We start from the raw sequence: 14,753 nt of genomic DNA, 5'->3' as shown, positions 1-14,753 counted from the left end.
GGTTGTCAGAATAAGGAAATCAAATTGGACCAGACCGTCAAAGCGGACGACTGCTGTTCGACCGAAGAGGCCAGCAGCGACCAATATGACCTCATCGTCGTGGGCGCCGGATCGGCCGGGTTCTCCGCCTCGATCACGGCGGCAGAGGCCGGCAAGCGGGTCGCGCTGGTCGGGCACGGCACCATCGGCGGCACCTGCGTGAATGTCGGCTGCGTGCCGTCCAAGGCGATGATCCGCGCCGCCGAGGCGGTCCATGGCGGCGCGTCGGCGGCCCGGTTCCCCGGCATCGCGGCCAGCGCCCACGCGGTGGACTGGGGCGCCGTGGTCGAAGGCACCGCCGATCTGGTCGCGGAGATGCGGCGGAAGAAATATGTCGACCTGCTGCCCGCCTACGAGAATGTCACCTATATCGACGAAGGTGCCGCCCGCCTGGTCGAGGGTGGCGTCACGGTCGGCGGGCGGGTGATCTCCGCGCCGCGTGTCCTGATCGCCACCGGCTCGCGCCCGCACATGCCCGCAATCGACGGGATCGAGGATGTGGCGGCGTTGGATTCCTGGGGGCTGCTGACGCTGCCCGACCGGCCCGACAGCCTCATGGTTCTGGGGGGCGGCTACATAGGTTGCGAACTGGCGCAGATGGCCTCGCGGCTGGGGGTGAAGGTGACGCTGGTGACCCGCTCGCGCCTACTGCCCGGCGCCGAGCCTGAGGTCGCCGAGGCGCTGGCGCAGGCGCTGATGGCCGAAGGCATCGCCGTCGAGACCGGCCTTGCCTACACCTCGGTCGCACAAGCTGCGGGCGGCGTCACTCTGGCACTCGACCGGGATGGCAAGACCGAGGCGCTGACGGCGGAACGGCTGGTCGTGACCACCGGACGGGTGGCCAATTCCGGGAATCTCGGGCTGGAAGACCTTGGGATAGAGACCGATGCGCGCGGACGGGTCAAGGTCGGCCCCGACATGGCCACCACACGGCCCGGTGTCTGGGCGGCGGGCGATGTCACCGACCGCGACCAGTTCGTCTACATGGCGGCCTATGGCGCCAAGGTGGCAATCAACAACGCCCTCGGACTGGAGCCGATGCGCTATGACAACGCGGCGATGCCCTGGGTTGTCTTCACCGACCCGCAAGTGGCCGGTGTCGGCCTTTCGGAGGAGCAGGCGAAGGCCGCGGGACACGAGGTCAAGACCAGCGTGCTGACCCTGGACAACGTGGCCCGCGCCGCCGCCGCCCGCGACACCCGTGGTGTGATCAAGCTGGTCGCGGACGCCGATACCGACCGTCTTCTGGGTGGCCAGATCGCGGCACCCGAGGGCTCGGACACGATCCAGACGCTGGCCATGGCGCTCAAGTTCGGCATGACCGCACGGGCGCTCGGCGAGACGATCTTCCCCTACCTGACCACGGTGGAGGGGCTGAAACTCGCCGCGCAGACCTTCGACAAGGACGTGGCCAAACTCAGCTGCTGCGCGGGGTGAGGGATGCACCTTTGCCCTGATGCAGGACCGCCTGCCCAACGGAGGTGGAACTGACGTGGCCATCGCATCCGCCGGTGCCGTGGCTATGACGGGCTTCATGGGGGATGGCGCTGGCCGGTTGATGAGTGGTCACATGACGGGCATGATGCTGGGGGCGAGGGCTTGTCTACCTGCTCCTGATTGCGATGCTGATCCTCGCGGTGGCGGCCCTGACCACGTAGCTGCGGAGGGCGATATGACAGGTGTCGGACTGGTTTCCGGGGGTATCCTCGCTCTTGCCGCGAGCGACGTATCCATCGTGACTGTCTCCGCCTCATGGTGCGCACCATGAGGCGGCGCGACCTGCTGGCCGGCGCGCTGGCCTTTGCCGCGGCGCCCGCAGCCGCGCGCCCCCTGATGCCGCTGCACCAGACCCCGCGCGAAATTCTCTCGCCGCCCTTCATGGATGGCGGCGGGCGCGCCCTGAGCCTGGCGGATTTCCGGGGGCGGGTGGTGTTGCTCAACATCTGGGCCACCTGGTGTGCGCCCTGCCGCGAGGAGATGCCGACACTCGACCGCCTGCAGGCACGGCTCGGTGGGGACGATTTCCACGTCCTGCCGCTCTCCATCGACCAGGCGGGACTGGGTCCGGTGCGCCGCTTCTACGAGCAGATCGGCATCCGGCATCTGAACATGTACCTGGCCGAGGAGATCCGCGCGATGTTCGCCTTCGCGGTCATCGAGCTGCCCACGACCCTGCTGATCGACCGGCAGGGGCGCGAACGCGGCCGTCTGACCGGCCCCGCCCAATGGGACAGCCCGGAGGCGATCGCACAATTCCAGACCGTCATCGCTGAGCGGAGCAGATGAGGTTGCCGGACACATCCCATGACCAGGGCGCGGCGGCGCACTGAGACGGCCCGCCTATATCCCGCTGGTCCGGCGCGGAAGTTTCGGACCGCTGAAGACGGGCCGTGGGGCGGGCTGGCGCAGGGCCGCCCCATGCCGCCAGAGGAACAGCCCCCAACCGGCAACCCAAAGCATCGGCGCGGCAGCCTGCCAGATCGCGCCCTCCAACGGAAGCACCCGCGCCACGGCGGCAACCCAGAGCAGGCCAAAGCCGACCAGATCGACGACCGCGGGCCGCAGATGCTCGCCCCGCCGCGCGACGGCACGCGCGGCCACGGCGTAGATCGCGCAGGCGACCGCGCCCGCGGCCAGCGCGTGCAGCGCGTCCGTCTCACTGATCGGCAACAGACCCAGTCGCACCAGAGCGACAAGCGCCAGCCCGATCGGAAGCCACGCGTAGGCAAGATGCAGCATCAAAAGCAGTCCGTCCCGCCTCACCGCGCGGAACTGCCAGAGCGCCAGTCGGCCCATCTCCAGCATCGAGGCCAACAGCAGCAAGCCCGCCGTCAGCTCACCAGCCTCCTGCGTCGCGCCCATCAGCAAGATCGCGGCAAGCGCGGCGGCACTGACAAGACCGAGCCATCGCGCGGCCCGCGCCCGCGCATGCCCTGACGCATCTTGCCCGACCCGGTTCCAGGTGAAGGCCGCCACGATACGTCCGCCGACCATCGATAGCAGCAGCGCGAACAGCAGCAGCGGCAGGCGCGGCGGGATCAACCCCGAAAGCAACGCCACCTGGCCCAGGGTCAGACCGCAGGCGAAGAGGGCCAGGATCGCCCCCCGCCTCTGCCGGGCGCGCAGGGCCGCATGGATCAGGATGACGGAAACGGCCGTCATGAAGGCGGCCGACGCGCCGGGGAAAAGCCACCCTCCATCCCCGGCCCCCGCCAGCGCGGCCAGGCGCGACACCACCCAGGCCGCCATCACCCCGACCAGGCCAGGGCGCGACAGCCACCCCGGTCCCGCCCAACTTGCCATCGCCGTCAGGGCATATGCCGCAAATCCCGTCGCGGCGAATCCGAACAGCATTTCATGCGCATGCCAGGACAGGCCGGGCGCGACCGGATCCGGCACCGGCCCCCACTGGGACAGGACGATCACGACAATCGCCCAGGTTCCGGCGGCGATGAACAGCGGACGATGCGCAGAAGCATGGGGCCGGTTCCCGTGCGCGCTTGTCGAAAGGTCTCCTGCGGTCATGCGATCTCCGGCCTCACTGCGCGCTGTCAGACACCGTCCAGACGGATGACGCAATCCGCCAGGGTGCCGCGGTTGAGATCGGCGATGAACGCGGCCTCGGCCTCGGCCAACCGCCCCCGCAAACGGCAATGCGGGGTCAGCGTGCAGGTGCCGCCGCTGGCCGCGAAGCAGTCGACCAGCGCCTGATCCGCCTCCAGCAGCGCCACCACATCGCCAAGCCTGATCGCTTCGGGCGCGCGCGCCAGCATCGCCCCGCCACCGCCGCCGCGCCGCGTCACCAGCAGGTTCGCCGCGGCAAGCGCCGAAATGACCTTGGCCAGATGATGCCGCGAAACCCGGAGCTCGCGCGCAAGCTCGGCGGTGGTGAAGGCGCGGGTCGGCTGGCCTGCCATGCACATCAGCACGCGCAGTCCGAAATCGGTAAAGGAGGTGAGGCGCAAGGTCGCGTTCCCGATAAGATAATTGAGTTCCGCAATCGCCGGATGATATGCGCAATTCAGATACCAATTCGCCGCCGGTGCCGCAAGATGCGGGGCGGCACGCCTTGGAAGACCCGACCATGACGAACGCGAGCGAGAGCGGTGGGTGCAGTCCGCACGCTGGACAGGCGCAAGCGGCTGTGACGTTGCTGGCGACTGTCTCGGCCCCCGGACGCGGCGCAACCGACCGGGTGCTGGCCAGGGTTGCCGATCAGATGAAACACGACGGGATCCGGTTGCTCGGCGCCTTGCGCGCGGCCAGGGGCGCGGGCGCGACCGGGCATTGCGACAGCGACCTGACGCTGCTGCCGGACGGGCCCGAGGCGCGGATCACCCAGGATCTCGGGGCCGGATCGACGGCGTGCCGGATGGATGCCGGGGCGCTGGAAGCGGCGGTCGCGATTGTCACCGACCGCCTGGCCGGTGAGGGCGCGGATCTGCTCATGCTCAACAAGTTCGGGCTGAGCGAGGCCGAGGGCCGCGGCTTCCGCGCGCTCATGGCCGAGGCGCTCGGGCGTGGCATCCCCGTCCTTGTCGGGCTGACCCCGGCCCATCGCGCCGCCTTCGACCGTTTCGCGGATGGCATGGCCACCGCCCTGCCCCCCGACGAGGCCGCGATCCTGGCCTGGTGCCGGGCGGCTGTCCGGCGCGGTGACGCAGGCCCTGCCCCGTCACAACCCGACGCAATCTTGCCGGATCGGACGGGGTCCGGGTCCGGCGCGCAAGCCATACGGGAGCCCCGATCATGACCACAGGCACCAGCACCCCCCCTGCCCCTCCGCGCGTCCCTCCGCGCGCCCCCCGCGCACCAAGACCCGGACCGGGCGCGCTGTCCCGGCTGGCCTGCCTCGCGGTGCAGCCGATCCTGTCACGCACCGTGCGCCGGATCGCGGCGCGTCACCCCTCGCTCTTCGCGCGGCTCGGGCCGCATCAGACCACGGACTTCCTGATCGACCCGGTGGAGCTGCCCTTTGCATTGCACCTGCGCCCCGACCCCGAGGCGCTGATCTTCCGCGCCGTGCCGCGCGATGCCGCCCCTCGGGCCGGGGCGGTGATCCGGGGCCGGTTCATGCTGCTGCTGGAGCTTGTCGATTCCGAGGAGGACGGCGATGCCGCCTTCTTCTCGCGCGATCTCGAGGTCTCCGGCGACACCGAGGCGGTGGTGCGCCTGCGCAATGCGCTGGACGACGTCGACGGCTCCATCGCCGAGGAGACCGCCGCCATGTTCGGACGGCCCGGACGGGCGATCCTGGCGCGGCTTCGGCGGGCCTATCTCAACGACAGTGAATGACAGGAAACCAGATGAGTCTTGCCGAATTGATCTGCCCGGCGGGCACCCCCGCCGCGTTGCGCACCGCCGTCGATGCCGGGGCCGATGCGGTCTATTGCGGCTTTCAGGATGCCACCAATGCGCGCAATTTTCCGGGGCTGAACTTCACCCCCGATGAACTGGCCGCCTCGGTCGCCTATGCCCATGCCAAGGGCGCCAAGGTGCTGCTGGCGCTCAACACCTATCCGCCCGCCGGCAAGGTCGATCTGTGGCGCCAGGCCGCCGATACCGGCGCGCGGCTTGGGGTCGATGCCTTCATCGTCGCCGATATGGGCGTGGCCGATTACATCGCGCGCACGCATCCCGCTGTGCGGCTGCATCTCTCGGTGCAGGCCGCCGCCTCCAGCCCCGAGGCGATCCGCTATTATTGCGAGAATTTCGGCGTCAGGCGCGTTGTCCTGCCGCGCATCCTGACGATCCCCGAGATCCGCCAGATTCGCACCGAAATCCCCTGCGAGATCGAGACCTTCATCTTCGGCAATCACGGGCTGATGGTCGAGGGGCGGTGCAGCCTGACCAACTACCTCACCGGGCAATCGACCAATATGGACGGGGTCTGCTCGCCCGCCTCGGACGTGGACTATGCCCGCCATGCGGATGGCTCGATGTCCTCGCAGCTTGCCGGGTTCACCATCGACTGTTTCGGGCCTGACGAAAAGGCAGGCTATCCGACGATCTGCAAGGGCCGCTACACCGCCCCGCACCGGCCCGAGGGGTATTATGCCTTCGAGGAACCCGTCAGCCTCAACCTCTCCCGCCTCCTGCCCGAGCTGATCGAGGCGGGCGTGCATGCCTTCAAGATCGAGGGGCGGCAGCGCTCGAAAAGCTATGTGCGCGGCGTCGTGCGGGCCTTCCGCAAGGCGGTCGACGACATCCGCGCCGGACGAGAGGCGAACATGGCCGACCTCGTCGCCCTGACCGAAGGGCAGAAACAGACCCAGGGCGCATTCGAAACGAAGAAATGGCGGTGACCGCGATGACGAAACTGACCCTTGGCCCGATTGCCTATCACTGGTCCGCCGAGGCACGGCGCGACTTCTACGCCCGCATTGCCGATGAGGCCCCGGTGGATGAGGTCTATCTGGGCGAGGTGATCTGCTCCAAGCGCGCGCCCTTCCACGAGGCCGACCTGCCCGCCACGATCGAGCGGCTGGAGGCCGGGGGCAAGACCGTGATCCTCTCGACCCTGGCCGAGGTGATGCTGAAACGCGAACGCAAGGCGACGGCAGACATCGCCGCGATGGACGCGCCCGAGATCGAGATCAACAATGCCGCCGGACTCTATGAACGCGGCCACCGGTCGCATCGCATCGGCCCCTTCATGAACGCCTATAACGAGGCGACCATCGCCTGGATGGCGGGCCAGGGCGCAACCCATGTCTGCCTGCCCGCCGAATTGCCCGCCGAGGCCATCGCGGTGGCCACAGGCGCGGCCCGCGCGCTAGGGCTCGGCGTCGAAATACAGGTCTTCGGCCGGGCGCCGCTTGCCGTGTCCGCGCGCTGCTACCATGCCCGCGCCCATGGCCGGACCAAGGATAACTGCCAGTTCGTCTGCGAGGAGGATCCCGACGGGATGCCCCTGCGCACCCGGGACAACCGCCCGGTCCTGCGCGTGAACGGCATCCAGACCCAATCCGAAAGCTATGTCGACCTGTTGCCCGAAACAGGCCAGATCGTCGCCGCCGGCGTCACCCATCTGCGGCTGATGCCGCAGGCGGTGGACATGGTCGGGGTCGCCCGGCTGTTTCGCGCCGTGCTGGACGGCACGCTTGCCGTGCCCGAGGCCGATGCGCGCCTCGCCGCGCTCTGCGACGGCACGGACCTCAGCAACGGGTTTTATCATGGCGCTGCCGGGTATCGCCGGATCGCATTGGCCGCGCCCGCCTGACCACATTGCAGGGATCGCCCCCCCGTGCCCGCGACAACCGCCCAACAGATGCGGGCCTGGACCGGCCCCGCGATCCTGACCTATGGCCCGCGCCCGTTCTTCTTCGGCGCGGGCGTTTGGGCCACGGTCGCGATGGTGCTCTGGATCCCGATGCTGACCGGCCATCTCGCGCTGCCAACCGCGTTCGACCCGGTCAGCTGGCACGCGCATGAGTTTCTTTACGGCTATCTCGGCGCGGTGATCGCGGGGTTCGTGCTGACCGCGGTGCCGAACTGGACAGGCCGCCTGCCCATCGTCGGCTGGCGCCTCGGCGCATTGGCCCTGCTCTGGCTGCTCGGACGGATCGTGATCGCGGTGTCCGCCTTGATGCCGCCGCTCCTCGTCGCCGCGATCGACCTGGCCTTTCCGGTCGTGTTCGCCGCCACCATCGCGCGCGAAATCGTGGCGGGGAAGACGTGGCGAAACCTTGTCGTCCTGGGCTTGCTGGCCATGTTCACGACGGGAAACCTCCTCTTTCACTGGGAGGCCGCGCAAGGCGCGAACGCCGCAAACGGGGTTGGCCTGCGGCTTGGCCTTGGAACAGCGGTCATGCTGATTGCCGTGACCGGAGGCCGTCTGGTGCCGTCCTTCACGCGCAACTGGCTGGTCAGGCGCGGCGCGAGCCTCCTTCCCGCGCCTCCGATGCAGCGTTTTGACAAGCTCGCGCTGCTGGTTCTGCTGGCCGCCCTCATCCTCTGGCTCATCTCGCCGCGGCACCCGGCGACCGGTGGCGTTCTGCTGCTGGCGGGGCTCCTGCACCTTGTCCGCCTGGCCCGTTGGGCGGGGCACCGCACCCTCGCCGACCCCCTGGTGGCCGTCCTGCACGCGGGCTACGCCTTCGTGCCGCTTGGCGCTCTGGCACTGGCAACCAGCATCTTCGCGCCCGGCTGGCTCGGGGCGGCGGCGGCGGAACATTTGTGGATGGCCGGGGCGATCGGTGTGATGACGCTTGCCGTCATGATGCGCACGATCTTGACCCATACCGGCCAGCCCCTTCACGCAGGGCGCTTGGCTCTCGCAATCCATATCGCCCTTGTGCTGTCGGTCTCGGCCCGGGTCGCCGCCTCGCTATGGCCCGAGGTCGCATCGCTTCTCTTCGTGGTTTCGGGGCTGCTCTGGATCGCCGCCTTCGGCGGTTTCGCGGCGGGGTTTGGCCGCTTGCTGCTGCGCCGGTCCCCGCGTCCTCTGCGGTGACCCCCGCGCCCGTCTCAGGCAAACGGGTTGACCAGCCGAAGCCGGTCTTCAATCAGCAGCCCATCCTGCATGTCTTCCGTCCACAGCGTGGTGCAGCCCGCAACAAGGGCTGCCGCGACGATCATCGCGTCATAGACCGAGACCCGGTAGCGTTCCGCCAGGGCGCGCCCTACCTCATGCGTGTGCAGGGTCAGGTCTTCTACCGGGCAAAGGGCCTGGATGCCGGCCAGGAACGACCCGGTCTCGTCCCAGGTCAGACCGGCCTTGCGGCGGCAATTGACCAGCGTTTCGTTGAGAACCTGCACGCTGATGCGCGGCCCCTGCCCCACGATCGCCTCGGCCCGATCGGCCTTGGGGCCGTCATCCAGCAGGTAGAGGATGACATTCGTGTCGGCAAATTCAGCGCTCATGCGCGGCGTCACGGCTCAATCTCTTGGACGCGGGCAACCGGCCCCGGAACGCGCGCAGCGTCTCAAGCACCTCGTCGGCACGTGCCCGACGCTGAACCCTCACCGCGTCGTTGTCCTTCACCAGGTCAATCTGGTCGCCTTCCTTCAGGCCAAGCTCACGCACCAATTCTGCGGGCAATCGGACCGCAAGGGAATTTCCCCATTTTGCAACTTGCATCGCTGCCTCCTGCGCCGTGTATATCTATATGACAATGTATATCCACGGCGCTCGGAAAACAAGGTTCGCCCCCCTACCCTGCCCCCTCACAGACGATCTGAACCTCCCGAACTTCCCTGTTCTCCGCCGTGATCGCGGCCAGCAGGCGGGTCAGGTAGTGGGTGCGCACATAGCTGGCGATGAACCGCGAAGGCGCCAGCAGCGTCAGGATCCCGTTCTCCACCTCCAGCACCTGCAACGGCGCGAACCAGGCGCTGTAAAGGGCCTGATCCTGCGCCTGCAATCGCCGCGCCGCCCCATCCCATCCGGTGCCATCCGCGTCGGGAAGCGTCAGGTCGCGCCTCAGCGGCACCACGTTGCTGTCGGTCTCCGGCTCGGGCGCATGGCTCATCCGGGCCACGAAATCGGGGCCGACCGCGTCCCAATGCGGCATCGTCGCGCCAAGCACCCGGTCCAGGTCGATGCGGTACTGCGCCACCCTGCCCCGCGCCGCCGGAACCGACACCGCGACCCAGCCGAGGCCGCGCAGATGCGCCATCTCGCGTTTCGCGGTGCGCTCGGTCACGCCCCACATCCGCGCCATTTCCTTCTGGCCGACGGCGAAACAGCCGCTGCGCCAGTTGAACCGCGCGGTGATGAGCAGCGACAGCCGCAGGGCCAGGCGGGCCTCGACGGCATCGCCGCGCGCCGCGGTCACAAGAAGCGCCGTGAGAATATCGTATTTGACTGCCGCGGCACCCGGCCCGGTGATCCTTTTCGCTGGGGCGAACCCCGCTGACTTGTTCTGTGCCACGTCAAGCTCCTGCCCCGGTGCCGTGCCTGGTTTGCCTCCGGGTGGGCGCCGCCCTTTGTCTTCCGCAAAGGCGATCTTAGACGCTTTTCCCGATCATGGCCTGATTAGCGTTGGAAACGCGAAATTTGTCAAGGATTCGAATCCGATGCCGCAATCCGGAAATCAATATCAGATTGAAAAGAGGTATGTATTGGTATTGGGGGACGTCCTGCGTGCCCCCCGAAATGGCCTGTGTGTCCCCCCAACATCTTGTTGGCGCCTCCGTCCGTCCCCCTAAATACGTCGGCGGATCTCCGACAGGCGATGGCGCGTGGCGGCGGGCCGATTCGCCGCGCGCGCCCTGCCCCGCCTGGGCCTGGACCGCAGGTTTTCCGCCTTGCATGTAAGAATAACGGTCTCGACAAATTGCGCAACTTCAGCGTAAATCGTGAAAACCGCATTATCTACGTCCGAGGCACTATGCTTACCCATACCGATCTCAGAACACTTCAGGCCCGCTCGCTCAAGATGCAGGGCTGGATCCGGCAGCAGACCTTCTCACCCGAGAGCGAGAAGACCCTGCGCCGCTTCTCCTCCTGGGAGGTCTCGGAGCTGATCTTCGGCATGAATCAGTCCACCTTCCGGGGCAAGCTGGCCGCCGATCCCACCTTACCCGCGGGTAAGGTCGAGCCTGACGGGCGCCAGCGCTGGTTCACCTTGGACGAGGTCAACACCCTGCGCCGCAAGCTCAAGCCGCGCGGCAAGCCGCTGCGGCCCCGGCGTCCGGCAGGCCGCGCCTTCCGCACCGCGATCGCCAATTTCAAGGGCGGTGCCGGCAAATCCACGGTGGCGCTGCATTTCGCACATGCCGCCGCGCTGGATGGCTACCGGGTGCTCTGCGTCGATTTCGACCCGCAGGCGACGCTCAGCCACTCGATGGGCCTCACCGATGTCAGCGAGGAAAACACCGTCTGGGGCATCATGGCCCGCGACCTGGTGCGCGAGACCGAGATGCAGAACAATGCCCCGCGCGGCGCGGCCAGCGGCACCGCCCTGCCCCGCCGCGCGATCCCGTCCAGCATCACCGATCTGGGCCTCCAGGACCTGCGGCTGGCCGACTTCATCCAGCCGACCAACTGGCCGACCATCGACCTGATTCCGTCCTGCGCCAACGCGGCCTTCGTGGAATTCGCCTCGGCCCAGTATCGCCACCTGAACCCGGAATGGTCCTTCTTCGCCGCCGTCAGCCGCTTCCTCGACCAGCTGCCCGATGACCAATGGGATCTGATCCTGTTCGATTGCCCGCCCGCCATCGGCTACCAGTCGATGAACGCGGTCTTTGCCGCCGACATGCTCTACATCCCCTCCGGTCCCGGCTACTGGGAATATGACAGCACCACCAGCTTCATCGGCCAGCTCAGCGAGGCGCTGGAGGATCTGTCGCACGGGTTCGAGGGCACCTTATCCGCGGGTAAGATCGCCCTGCCCAAGGTGTTCCACGACATCCGTTTCCTGCTGACCCGCTACGAGCCCGGCAATGATCTGCACCGGGCGATGTTTGAAGCTTTTGGTAAGGTGTTTGATGATAAGCTGGCGCGCCATCCGGTCGAGATGACTCGCGCGGTCGAACAATCCGGGCGGTTCCTCAGTTCGATCTACGAAATGGATTACCGCGACATGACCCGCGAGACCTGGCGCCGCGCCAGGGCCAGTTTCGACCGCGCCTATGGCGAATTCAAAGAGACGATGCTGCCCCATTGGGAGGCGATGGCGACGGACACCTTACCCGCGGATAAGGTCGCGTCCGCGCCGCTGGTGGAAGGAGACCAGACATGACCCGGAAGAGACGGATGTTCGATATCGAGTTGCCCGAGGACGATGCCCCGACGCCCGAGGCACCGGCCCCCGCCGCGCAACGCCGTGGCCCGATGGCCAGCGCCATTTCCGAGAACGCCGAGGCGTTGCAGGCCCGCCGGTCCGCGGCCGAGGCCATCCGCGAGGAGAACGACGCGCTGGCGCATGAATACGTGGCCCTGCGCGAGGCGGGGCACGTCGTCCAGTCGGTGCCGCTCGACGATGTGCATTGCTACCTGCTGGTGCGCGACCGCCTGCCCGGTGACGACATGGAGATGGCCGAACTGATCACCTCGATCCGCGAGCTTGGCCTGTCCAACCCGATCCGCGTGCTGCCGCGCCCCGATGGCACCGGGGTCGAACTGGTGCAGGGCTACCGGCGGCTCTGCGCCTATCGCAAGCTGCTTGAGGAAACCGGCGACGAGGCATGGGCGCGCATCCCCGCGCTGGTCCTGCCGGGGGCGGCCGATGTCTCCGGGCTCTATCGCCGGATGGTGGATGAGAACGTGATCCGCAAGGATCTGTCCTTCGCCGAGATGGCCTATGCCGCGCAGAACTATGCCGCCGATCCGGCCACCGAGGCCACCGATCTGGGCGAGGCTGTCGCCGCTCTGTTCCAGTCCGCGCCCTATTCCAAGCGCAGCTATATCCGCTCCTTCGCGCATCTGCTGGACAGTCTCGGGACGGCGCTGAGCTTCCCGACCGAGATCCCCCGCGCCCTGGGGGTGGAGCTGTCGCGGCTGCTCAAGGACCGGCCCGAACTGGCCGAAGGCATCCGCCGCGAGGTCAGGGCGCTTGGCGACAACCACAACATCCGCGACGAGCTGGACGTGCTGCGCCGCTACGCCAAGGCGGATGAGTTCGACATCCTGCCGCACGGTGCCGCAGCGGCGAAACCCGGCGCGCGGGCGGGGCAGGGCGGCGCCAAGGCCAAGACCACCTTTCACATCCGCAGCGCCCATGGCCAGGTCAAATGCACCGCCGGTCAGGGCCGCTTGGAGATCAAGGTCGCGCGCGACTTCACCTCGATCGACCGCGCGCGGCTGGAACAGGCGATTGCCACGCTGGTCGACGGGTTGGAGTGACCTTACCCGCGGATAAGGTCACAAGAGCCCCAACCTCTCGGCGCGGTCCAGCAGCATCCTGACCGAAGACGGCTGCCAGCTTGTGCGCCCACGCGGCGTGCGTTCGCGCATCGCCTCCAGCCGGTCGCAGATCGCCTGCAAGGTAATATCGGGGTCAGCCCCCTTGATGGCGGCGACAATGGCGGGCAGGCGGTCATCGCCCGCGCGCCGTCCGGCGCGGCCAAGGACGGTCTCCGGCAGGAACCCGTCGCGGACATAGGCGTTCACGGCCCGCAGCAGGCGGCTTTGCGTCCAGCGGCGGTCGTGGGGCAGGGGGCCGTTGACGACGCGCAGCACGTCTTCCCAGGCCATGTCTGGCCGGAGGCGACGGACCTGCGGCACCCAATCCTGCGCTGAGGCGTTCAGGCGCTCCATATAGCCATCCTGTCGCGCCAGCCGCATCTTGCGCAGCGCGGCAGGGTCTTTGGCCCGCAAACCCGGATTGCCACCCACGCGGCCCTTTATGCGCGCGCTGGCAAGCCCCGCCTTGGTGCGTTCGCGGACCAGAGCGCGTTCGAACTCTGCCGCGGCACCCAGGACCTGGAGCGTGAACTTGCCTTGTGGGGATCCGGTGTCGATCGGGTCTTGGATCGAGCGAAAGAACGCACCCTTGGCCTCCAGCCGCTCGATCACCTCCAGCAGATGCGAGAGCGACCGCGCAAGGCGGTCGATCCGCACGACGACCAGCGTGTCGCCTTTGCCGATGCGTTCCAACACCCGCGCCAGCACCGGCCGCGCGCGATTGCCGCCCGAGGCGTGTTCCTCATGGATCTCGGCGCAACCCGCGGATTTCAGGGCCTCGGACTGGGGCAGGGGGGTCTGATCCTCTGTGGAGACGCGGGCGTAGCCTATCAGGGGCATGGAAACGGGCCGTTTGCAATTTAGGGTATCACCACTAAACGACCGTTTGTAAACGGATGCAAGAGCACTCTCTGTGGTCCTGCTCAGCGCAGAGCCCTTGGTTTCCATAGGCTGAGCGCGATGAGAGCGCCCTCGCCGACCATCGCCCGCGCGTGCTATATGATGAGCGTGGGTGCAACCCGACAAAACCCTTGGGTAAAATGCAAAATCCCATTATTTTGCACATATGAAGCCTCAAGCGCCTGCCTTTCTTGATGACTCGGACGCTCTCTTCCTCGATGCTGAGGAGGTGGAGGAGTCGTCCGAGGACGATCTGTGGTTCCTGCCCGGTCCCATGGAAGAGGAGCCGGACTATTTGCCACCCGGACCGCGGGCCGAGCCGCGTGAAGCCGAGGCTCTCGACGATTGGCGGAAAGCAGAGGCGGGTCATGCCGCGCGTCTTGCCCGTGTGGCCGGTCGCGTCGGCGCGCTGGACGACCGACTAAAGCGCAGCCCGGAAGGATGGCGGCACAGGCTCGCCCTGATCGAGGCTGCCGATCTCAGCTGGTTCGCGGGTGACCGCATCGGTCCGGATCGGCTGGCGCTCTGGATGTCCCTGCGCATTTCCGGCCTGCAAGACGACACCGCCGCACTCGCGCGTGTCGGTTGGGCGGTACGTCGTCTAACAGGGGGGCCAGGCCCAGAGGTGGACCTGTCTGCCTTCCTCGACCGTCGCGATCCCGAGAACATGGCAGATGAACCCGAGCCGTTCGCGGACCGCGCGGGAGGATGGCCCGACCTGATGGCACAAGCCGCCGATCTTCACGCGATAAGCGGCGCCTGCGCGGGTTATCACTTGTGGAAGCTCGCGGGACTCGGCGGGCAGGGTGACTGAATGGAAGCGGCAGTCACGGCCGGCCGGATCGCGGGCAGCGACGGCAAGGGCGCAGTCTTTGCGCCTCTGGTCATCGGCGGGGCAGGGGGGCTGCGCGCGGACGGCTCACCGGCCGACCGTCTGGCGCGATGGCTTGACGGCATGGAG

At 67.7% G+C, this 14,753-nt stretch carries 15 protein-coding genes and 1 pseudogene; 10 read left to right on the top strand and 6 right to left on the bottom strand.

Annotated elements, in window-relative coordinates:
- Window positions 1–18: 18 nt before the first annotated feature.
- Window positions 19–1,476, top strand: coding sequence for a mercury(II) reductase (gene merA / locus AC13C7_RS01525; RefSeq protein WP_407925874.1), 1,458 nt, complete (start codon window positions 19–21; stop codon window positions 1,474–1,476).
- Between the two features lie 327 nt (window positions 1,477–1,803).
- Window positions 1,804–2,325, top strand: a complete 522-nt coding sequence (locus AC13C7_RS01520) for a TlpA disulfide reductase family protein (RefSeq protein ID WP_482866394.1) — start codon at window positions 1,804–1,806, stop codon at window positions 2,323–2,325.
- A 54-nt stretch (window positions 2,326–2,379) separates the two neighbouring features.
- Here AC13C7_RS01520 and AC13C7_RS01515 read toward each other — a convergent pair whose 3' ends face one another.
- Both AC13C7_RS01515 and AC13C7_RS01510 read right to left on the bottom strand, forming a co-directional pair.
- Window positions 2,380–3,564 (bottom strand): NnrS family protein, encoded by a 1,185-nt coding sequence (locus AC13C7_RS01515; RefSeq protein ID WP_482866393.1) that lies wholly within the window; start codon window positions 3,562–3,564, stop codon window positions 2,380–2,382.
- Between the two features lie 26 nt (window positions 3,565–3,590).
- Window positions 3,591–4,004, bottom strand: coding sequence for an RrF2 family transcriptional regulator (locus AC13C7_RS01510; protein WP_482866392.1), 414 nt, complete (start codon window positions 4,002–4,004; stop codon window positions 3,591–3,593).
- Window positions 4,005–4,183: 179 nt separating this feature from the next.
- Between AC13C7_RS01510 and AC13C7_RS01505 the strand changes: the two genes are divergently transcribed.
- The 5 genes from AC13C7_RS01505 to AC13C7_RS01485 are packed head-to-tail and all read left to right on the top strand — an operon-like array spanning window position 4,184 to window position 8,494.
- Window positions 4,184–4,792 carry a DUF2478 domain-containing protein gene (locus tag AC13C7_RS01505; protein ID WP_482866391.1) on the top strand — a complete coding sequence of 203 codons (609 nt, stop codon included), beginning with the start codon at window positions 4,184–4,186 and terminating at the stop codon, window positions 4,790–4,792.
- Window positions 4,789–5,334, top strand: a complete 546-nt coding sequence (ubiT, locus tag AC13C7_RS01500) for a ubiquinone anaerobic biosynthesis accessory factor UbiT (RefSeq protein ID WP_446117439.1) — start codon at window positions 4,789–4,791, stop codon at window positions 5,332–5,334. Before AC13C7_RS01505 ends, ubiT begins: the two co-directional genes overlap by 4 nt.
- A gap of 11 nt (window positions 5,335–5,345) precedes the next feature.
- Entirely contained in the window at window positions 5,346–6,344 is a 999-nt protein-coding gene (gene ubiU / locus AC13C7_RS01495) for a ubiquinone anaerobic biosynthesis protein UbiU (protein WP_482866390.1), read from the top strand.
- Window positions 6,345–6,349: 5 nt separating this feature from the next.
- Window positions 6,350–7,261 (top strand): ubiquinone anaerobic biosynthesis protein UbiV, encoded by a 912-nt coding sequence (gene ubiV, locus AC13C7_RS01490; protein WP_482866389.1) that lies wholly within the window; start codon window positions 6,350–6,352, stop codon window positions 7,259–7,261.
- A 24-nt stretch (window positions 7,262–7,285) separates the two neighbouring features.
- A complete protein-coding gene (locus AC13C7_RS01485) occupies window positions 7,286–8,494 on the top strand; it encodes an NnrS family protein (protein ID WP_482866388.1) in 1,209 nt (402 codons plus the stop codon).
- A gap of 14 nt (window positions 8,495–8,508) precedes the next feature.
- Here the strand turns inward: AC13C7_RS01485 and AC13C7_RS01480 are convergent, their stop codons facing one another.
- From AC13C7_RS01480 to AC13C7_RS01470, 3 genes are all read right to left on the bottom strand, one after another.
- Window positions 8,509–8,904 (bottom strand): PIN domain-containing protein, encoded by a 396-nt coding sequence (locus tag AC13C7_RS01480; RefSeq protein WP_446117443.1) that lies wholly within the window; start codon window positions 8,902–8,904, stop codon window positions 8,509–8,511.
- Window positions 8,894–9,121 (bottom strand): AbrB/MazE/SpoVT family DNA-binding domain-containing protein, encoded by a 228-nt coding sequence (locus tag AC13C7_RS01475; protein ID WP_172321073.1) that lies wholly within the window; start codon window positions 9,119–9,121, stop codon window positions 8,894–8,896. The genes AC13C7_RS01480 and AC13C7_RS01475 overlap by 11 nt, the downstream gene beginning before the upstream one ends.
- A 73-nt stretch (window positions 9,122–9,194) precedes the next feature.
- Window positions 9,195–9,914 (bottom strand): DnaA N-terminal domain-containing protein, encoded by a 720-nt coding sequence (locus tag AC13C7_RS01470; protein WP_482866387.1) that lies wholly within the window; start codon window positions 9,912–9,914, stop codon window positions 9,195–9,197.
- Between the two features lie 459 nt (window positions 9,915–10,373).
- On the opposite strand from AC13C7_RS01470, the gene AC13C7_RS01465 reads away from it, so the two are divergent.
- Together AC13C7_RS01465 and AC13C7_RS01460 are read left to right on the top strand one after the other, a co-directional pair.
- Window positions 10,374–11,729 (top strand): AAA family ATPase, encoded by a 1,356-nt coding sequence (locus AC13C7_RS01465; RefSeq protein WP_446117445.1) that lies wholly within the window; start codon window positions 10,374–10,376, stop codon window positions 11,727–11,729.
- Complete coding sequence (locus AC13C7_RS01460; RefSeq protein ID WP_482866386.1) at window positions 11,726–12,832, top strand: ParB/RepB/Spo0J family partition protein; 1,107 nt, start codon at window positions 11,726–11,728, stop codon at window positions 12,830–12,832. Before AC13C7_RS01465 ends, AC13C7_RS01460 begins: the two co-directional genes overlap by 4 nt.
- An 18-nt stretch (window positions 12,833–12,850) precedes the next feature.
- On the opposite strand, the gene AC13C7_RS01455 is transcribed toward AC13C7_RS01460, so the two are convergent.
- Complete coding sequence (locus AC13C7_RS01455) at window positions 12,851–13,732, bottom strand: recombinase family protein (protein WP_482866385.1); 882 nt, start codon at window positions 13,730–13,732, stop codon at window positions 12,851–12,853.
- A 226-nt stretch (window positions 13,733–13,958) separates the two neighbouring features.
- On the opposite strand from AC13C7_RS01455, the pseudogene AC13C7_RS01450 reads away from it, so the two are divergent.
- Window positions 13,959–14,753, top strand: a pseudogene (locus AC13C7_RS01450) (hypothetical protein); the annotation flags it as partial.

This window comes from Alterinioella sp. B-7, from assembly GCF_056857775.1.
Note: the sequence above shows the minus strand (reverse complement) of the source record. Positions and strands in the feature narration are given on the sequence as shown.

What these genes read in the sequence shown, in the direction of transcription:
- AC13C7_RS01520 (WP_482866394.1), top strand. Translation starts at nt 1,804, where the DNA reads ATGAGGCGGCGCGACCTGCTGGCCGGCGCGCTGGCCTTTGCCGCGGCG.
- ubiT (WP_446117439.1), top strand. Translation starts at nt 4,789, where the DNA reads ATGACCACAGGCACCAGCACCCCCCCTGCCCCTCCGCGCGTCCCTCCG.
- AC13C7_RS01465 (WP_446117445.1), top strand. Translation starts at nt 10,374, where the DNA reads ATGCTTACCCATACCGATCTCAGAACACTTCAGGCCCGCTCGCTCAAG.
- ubiU (WP_482866390.1), top strand. Translation starts at nt 5,346, where the DNA reads ATGAGTCTTGCCGAATTGATCTGCCCGGCGGGCACCCCCGCCGCGTTG.
- AC13C7_RS01480 (WP_446117443.1), bottom strand. Translation starts at nt 8,904, where the DNA reads ATGAGCGCTGAATTTGCCGACACGAATGTCATCCTCTACCTGCTGGAT.
- AC13C7_RS01460 (WP_482866386.1), top strand. Translation starts at nt 11,726, where the DNA reads ATGACCCGGAAGAGACGGATGTTCGATATCGAGTTGCCCGAGGACGAT.
- ubiV (WP_482866389.1), top strand. Translation starts at nt 6,350, where the DNA reads ATGACGAAACTGACCCTTGGCCCGATTGCCTATCACTGGTCCGCCGAG.
- AC13C7_RS01475 (WP_172321073.1), bottom strand. Translation starts at nt 9,121, where the DNA reads ATGCAAGTTGCAAAATGGGGAAATTCCCTTGCGGTCCGATTGCCCGCA.
- AC13C7_RS01515 (WP_482866393.1), bottom strand. Translation starts at nt 3,564, where the DNA reads ATGACCGCAGGAGACCTTTCGACAAGCGCGCACGGGAACCGGCCCCAT.
- AC13C7_RS01455 (WP_482866385.1), bottom strand. Translation starts at nt 13,732, where the DNA reads ATGCCCCTGATAGGCTACGCCCGCGTCTCCACAGAGGATCAGACCCCC.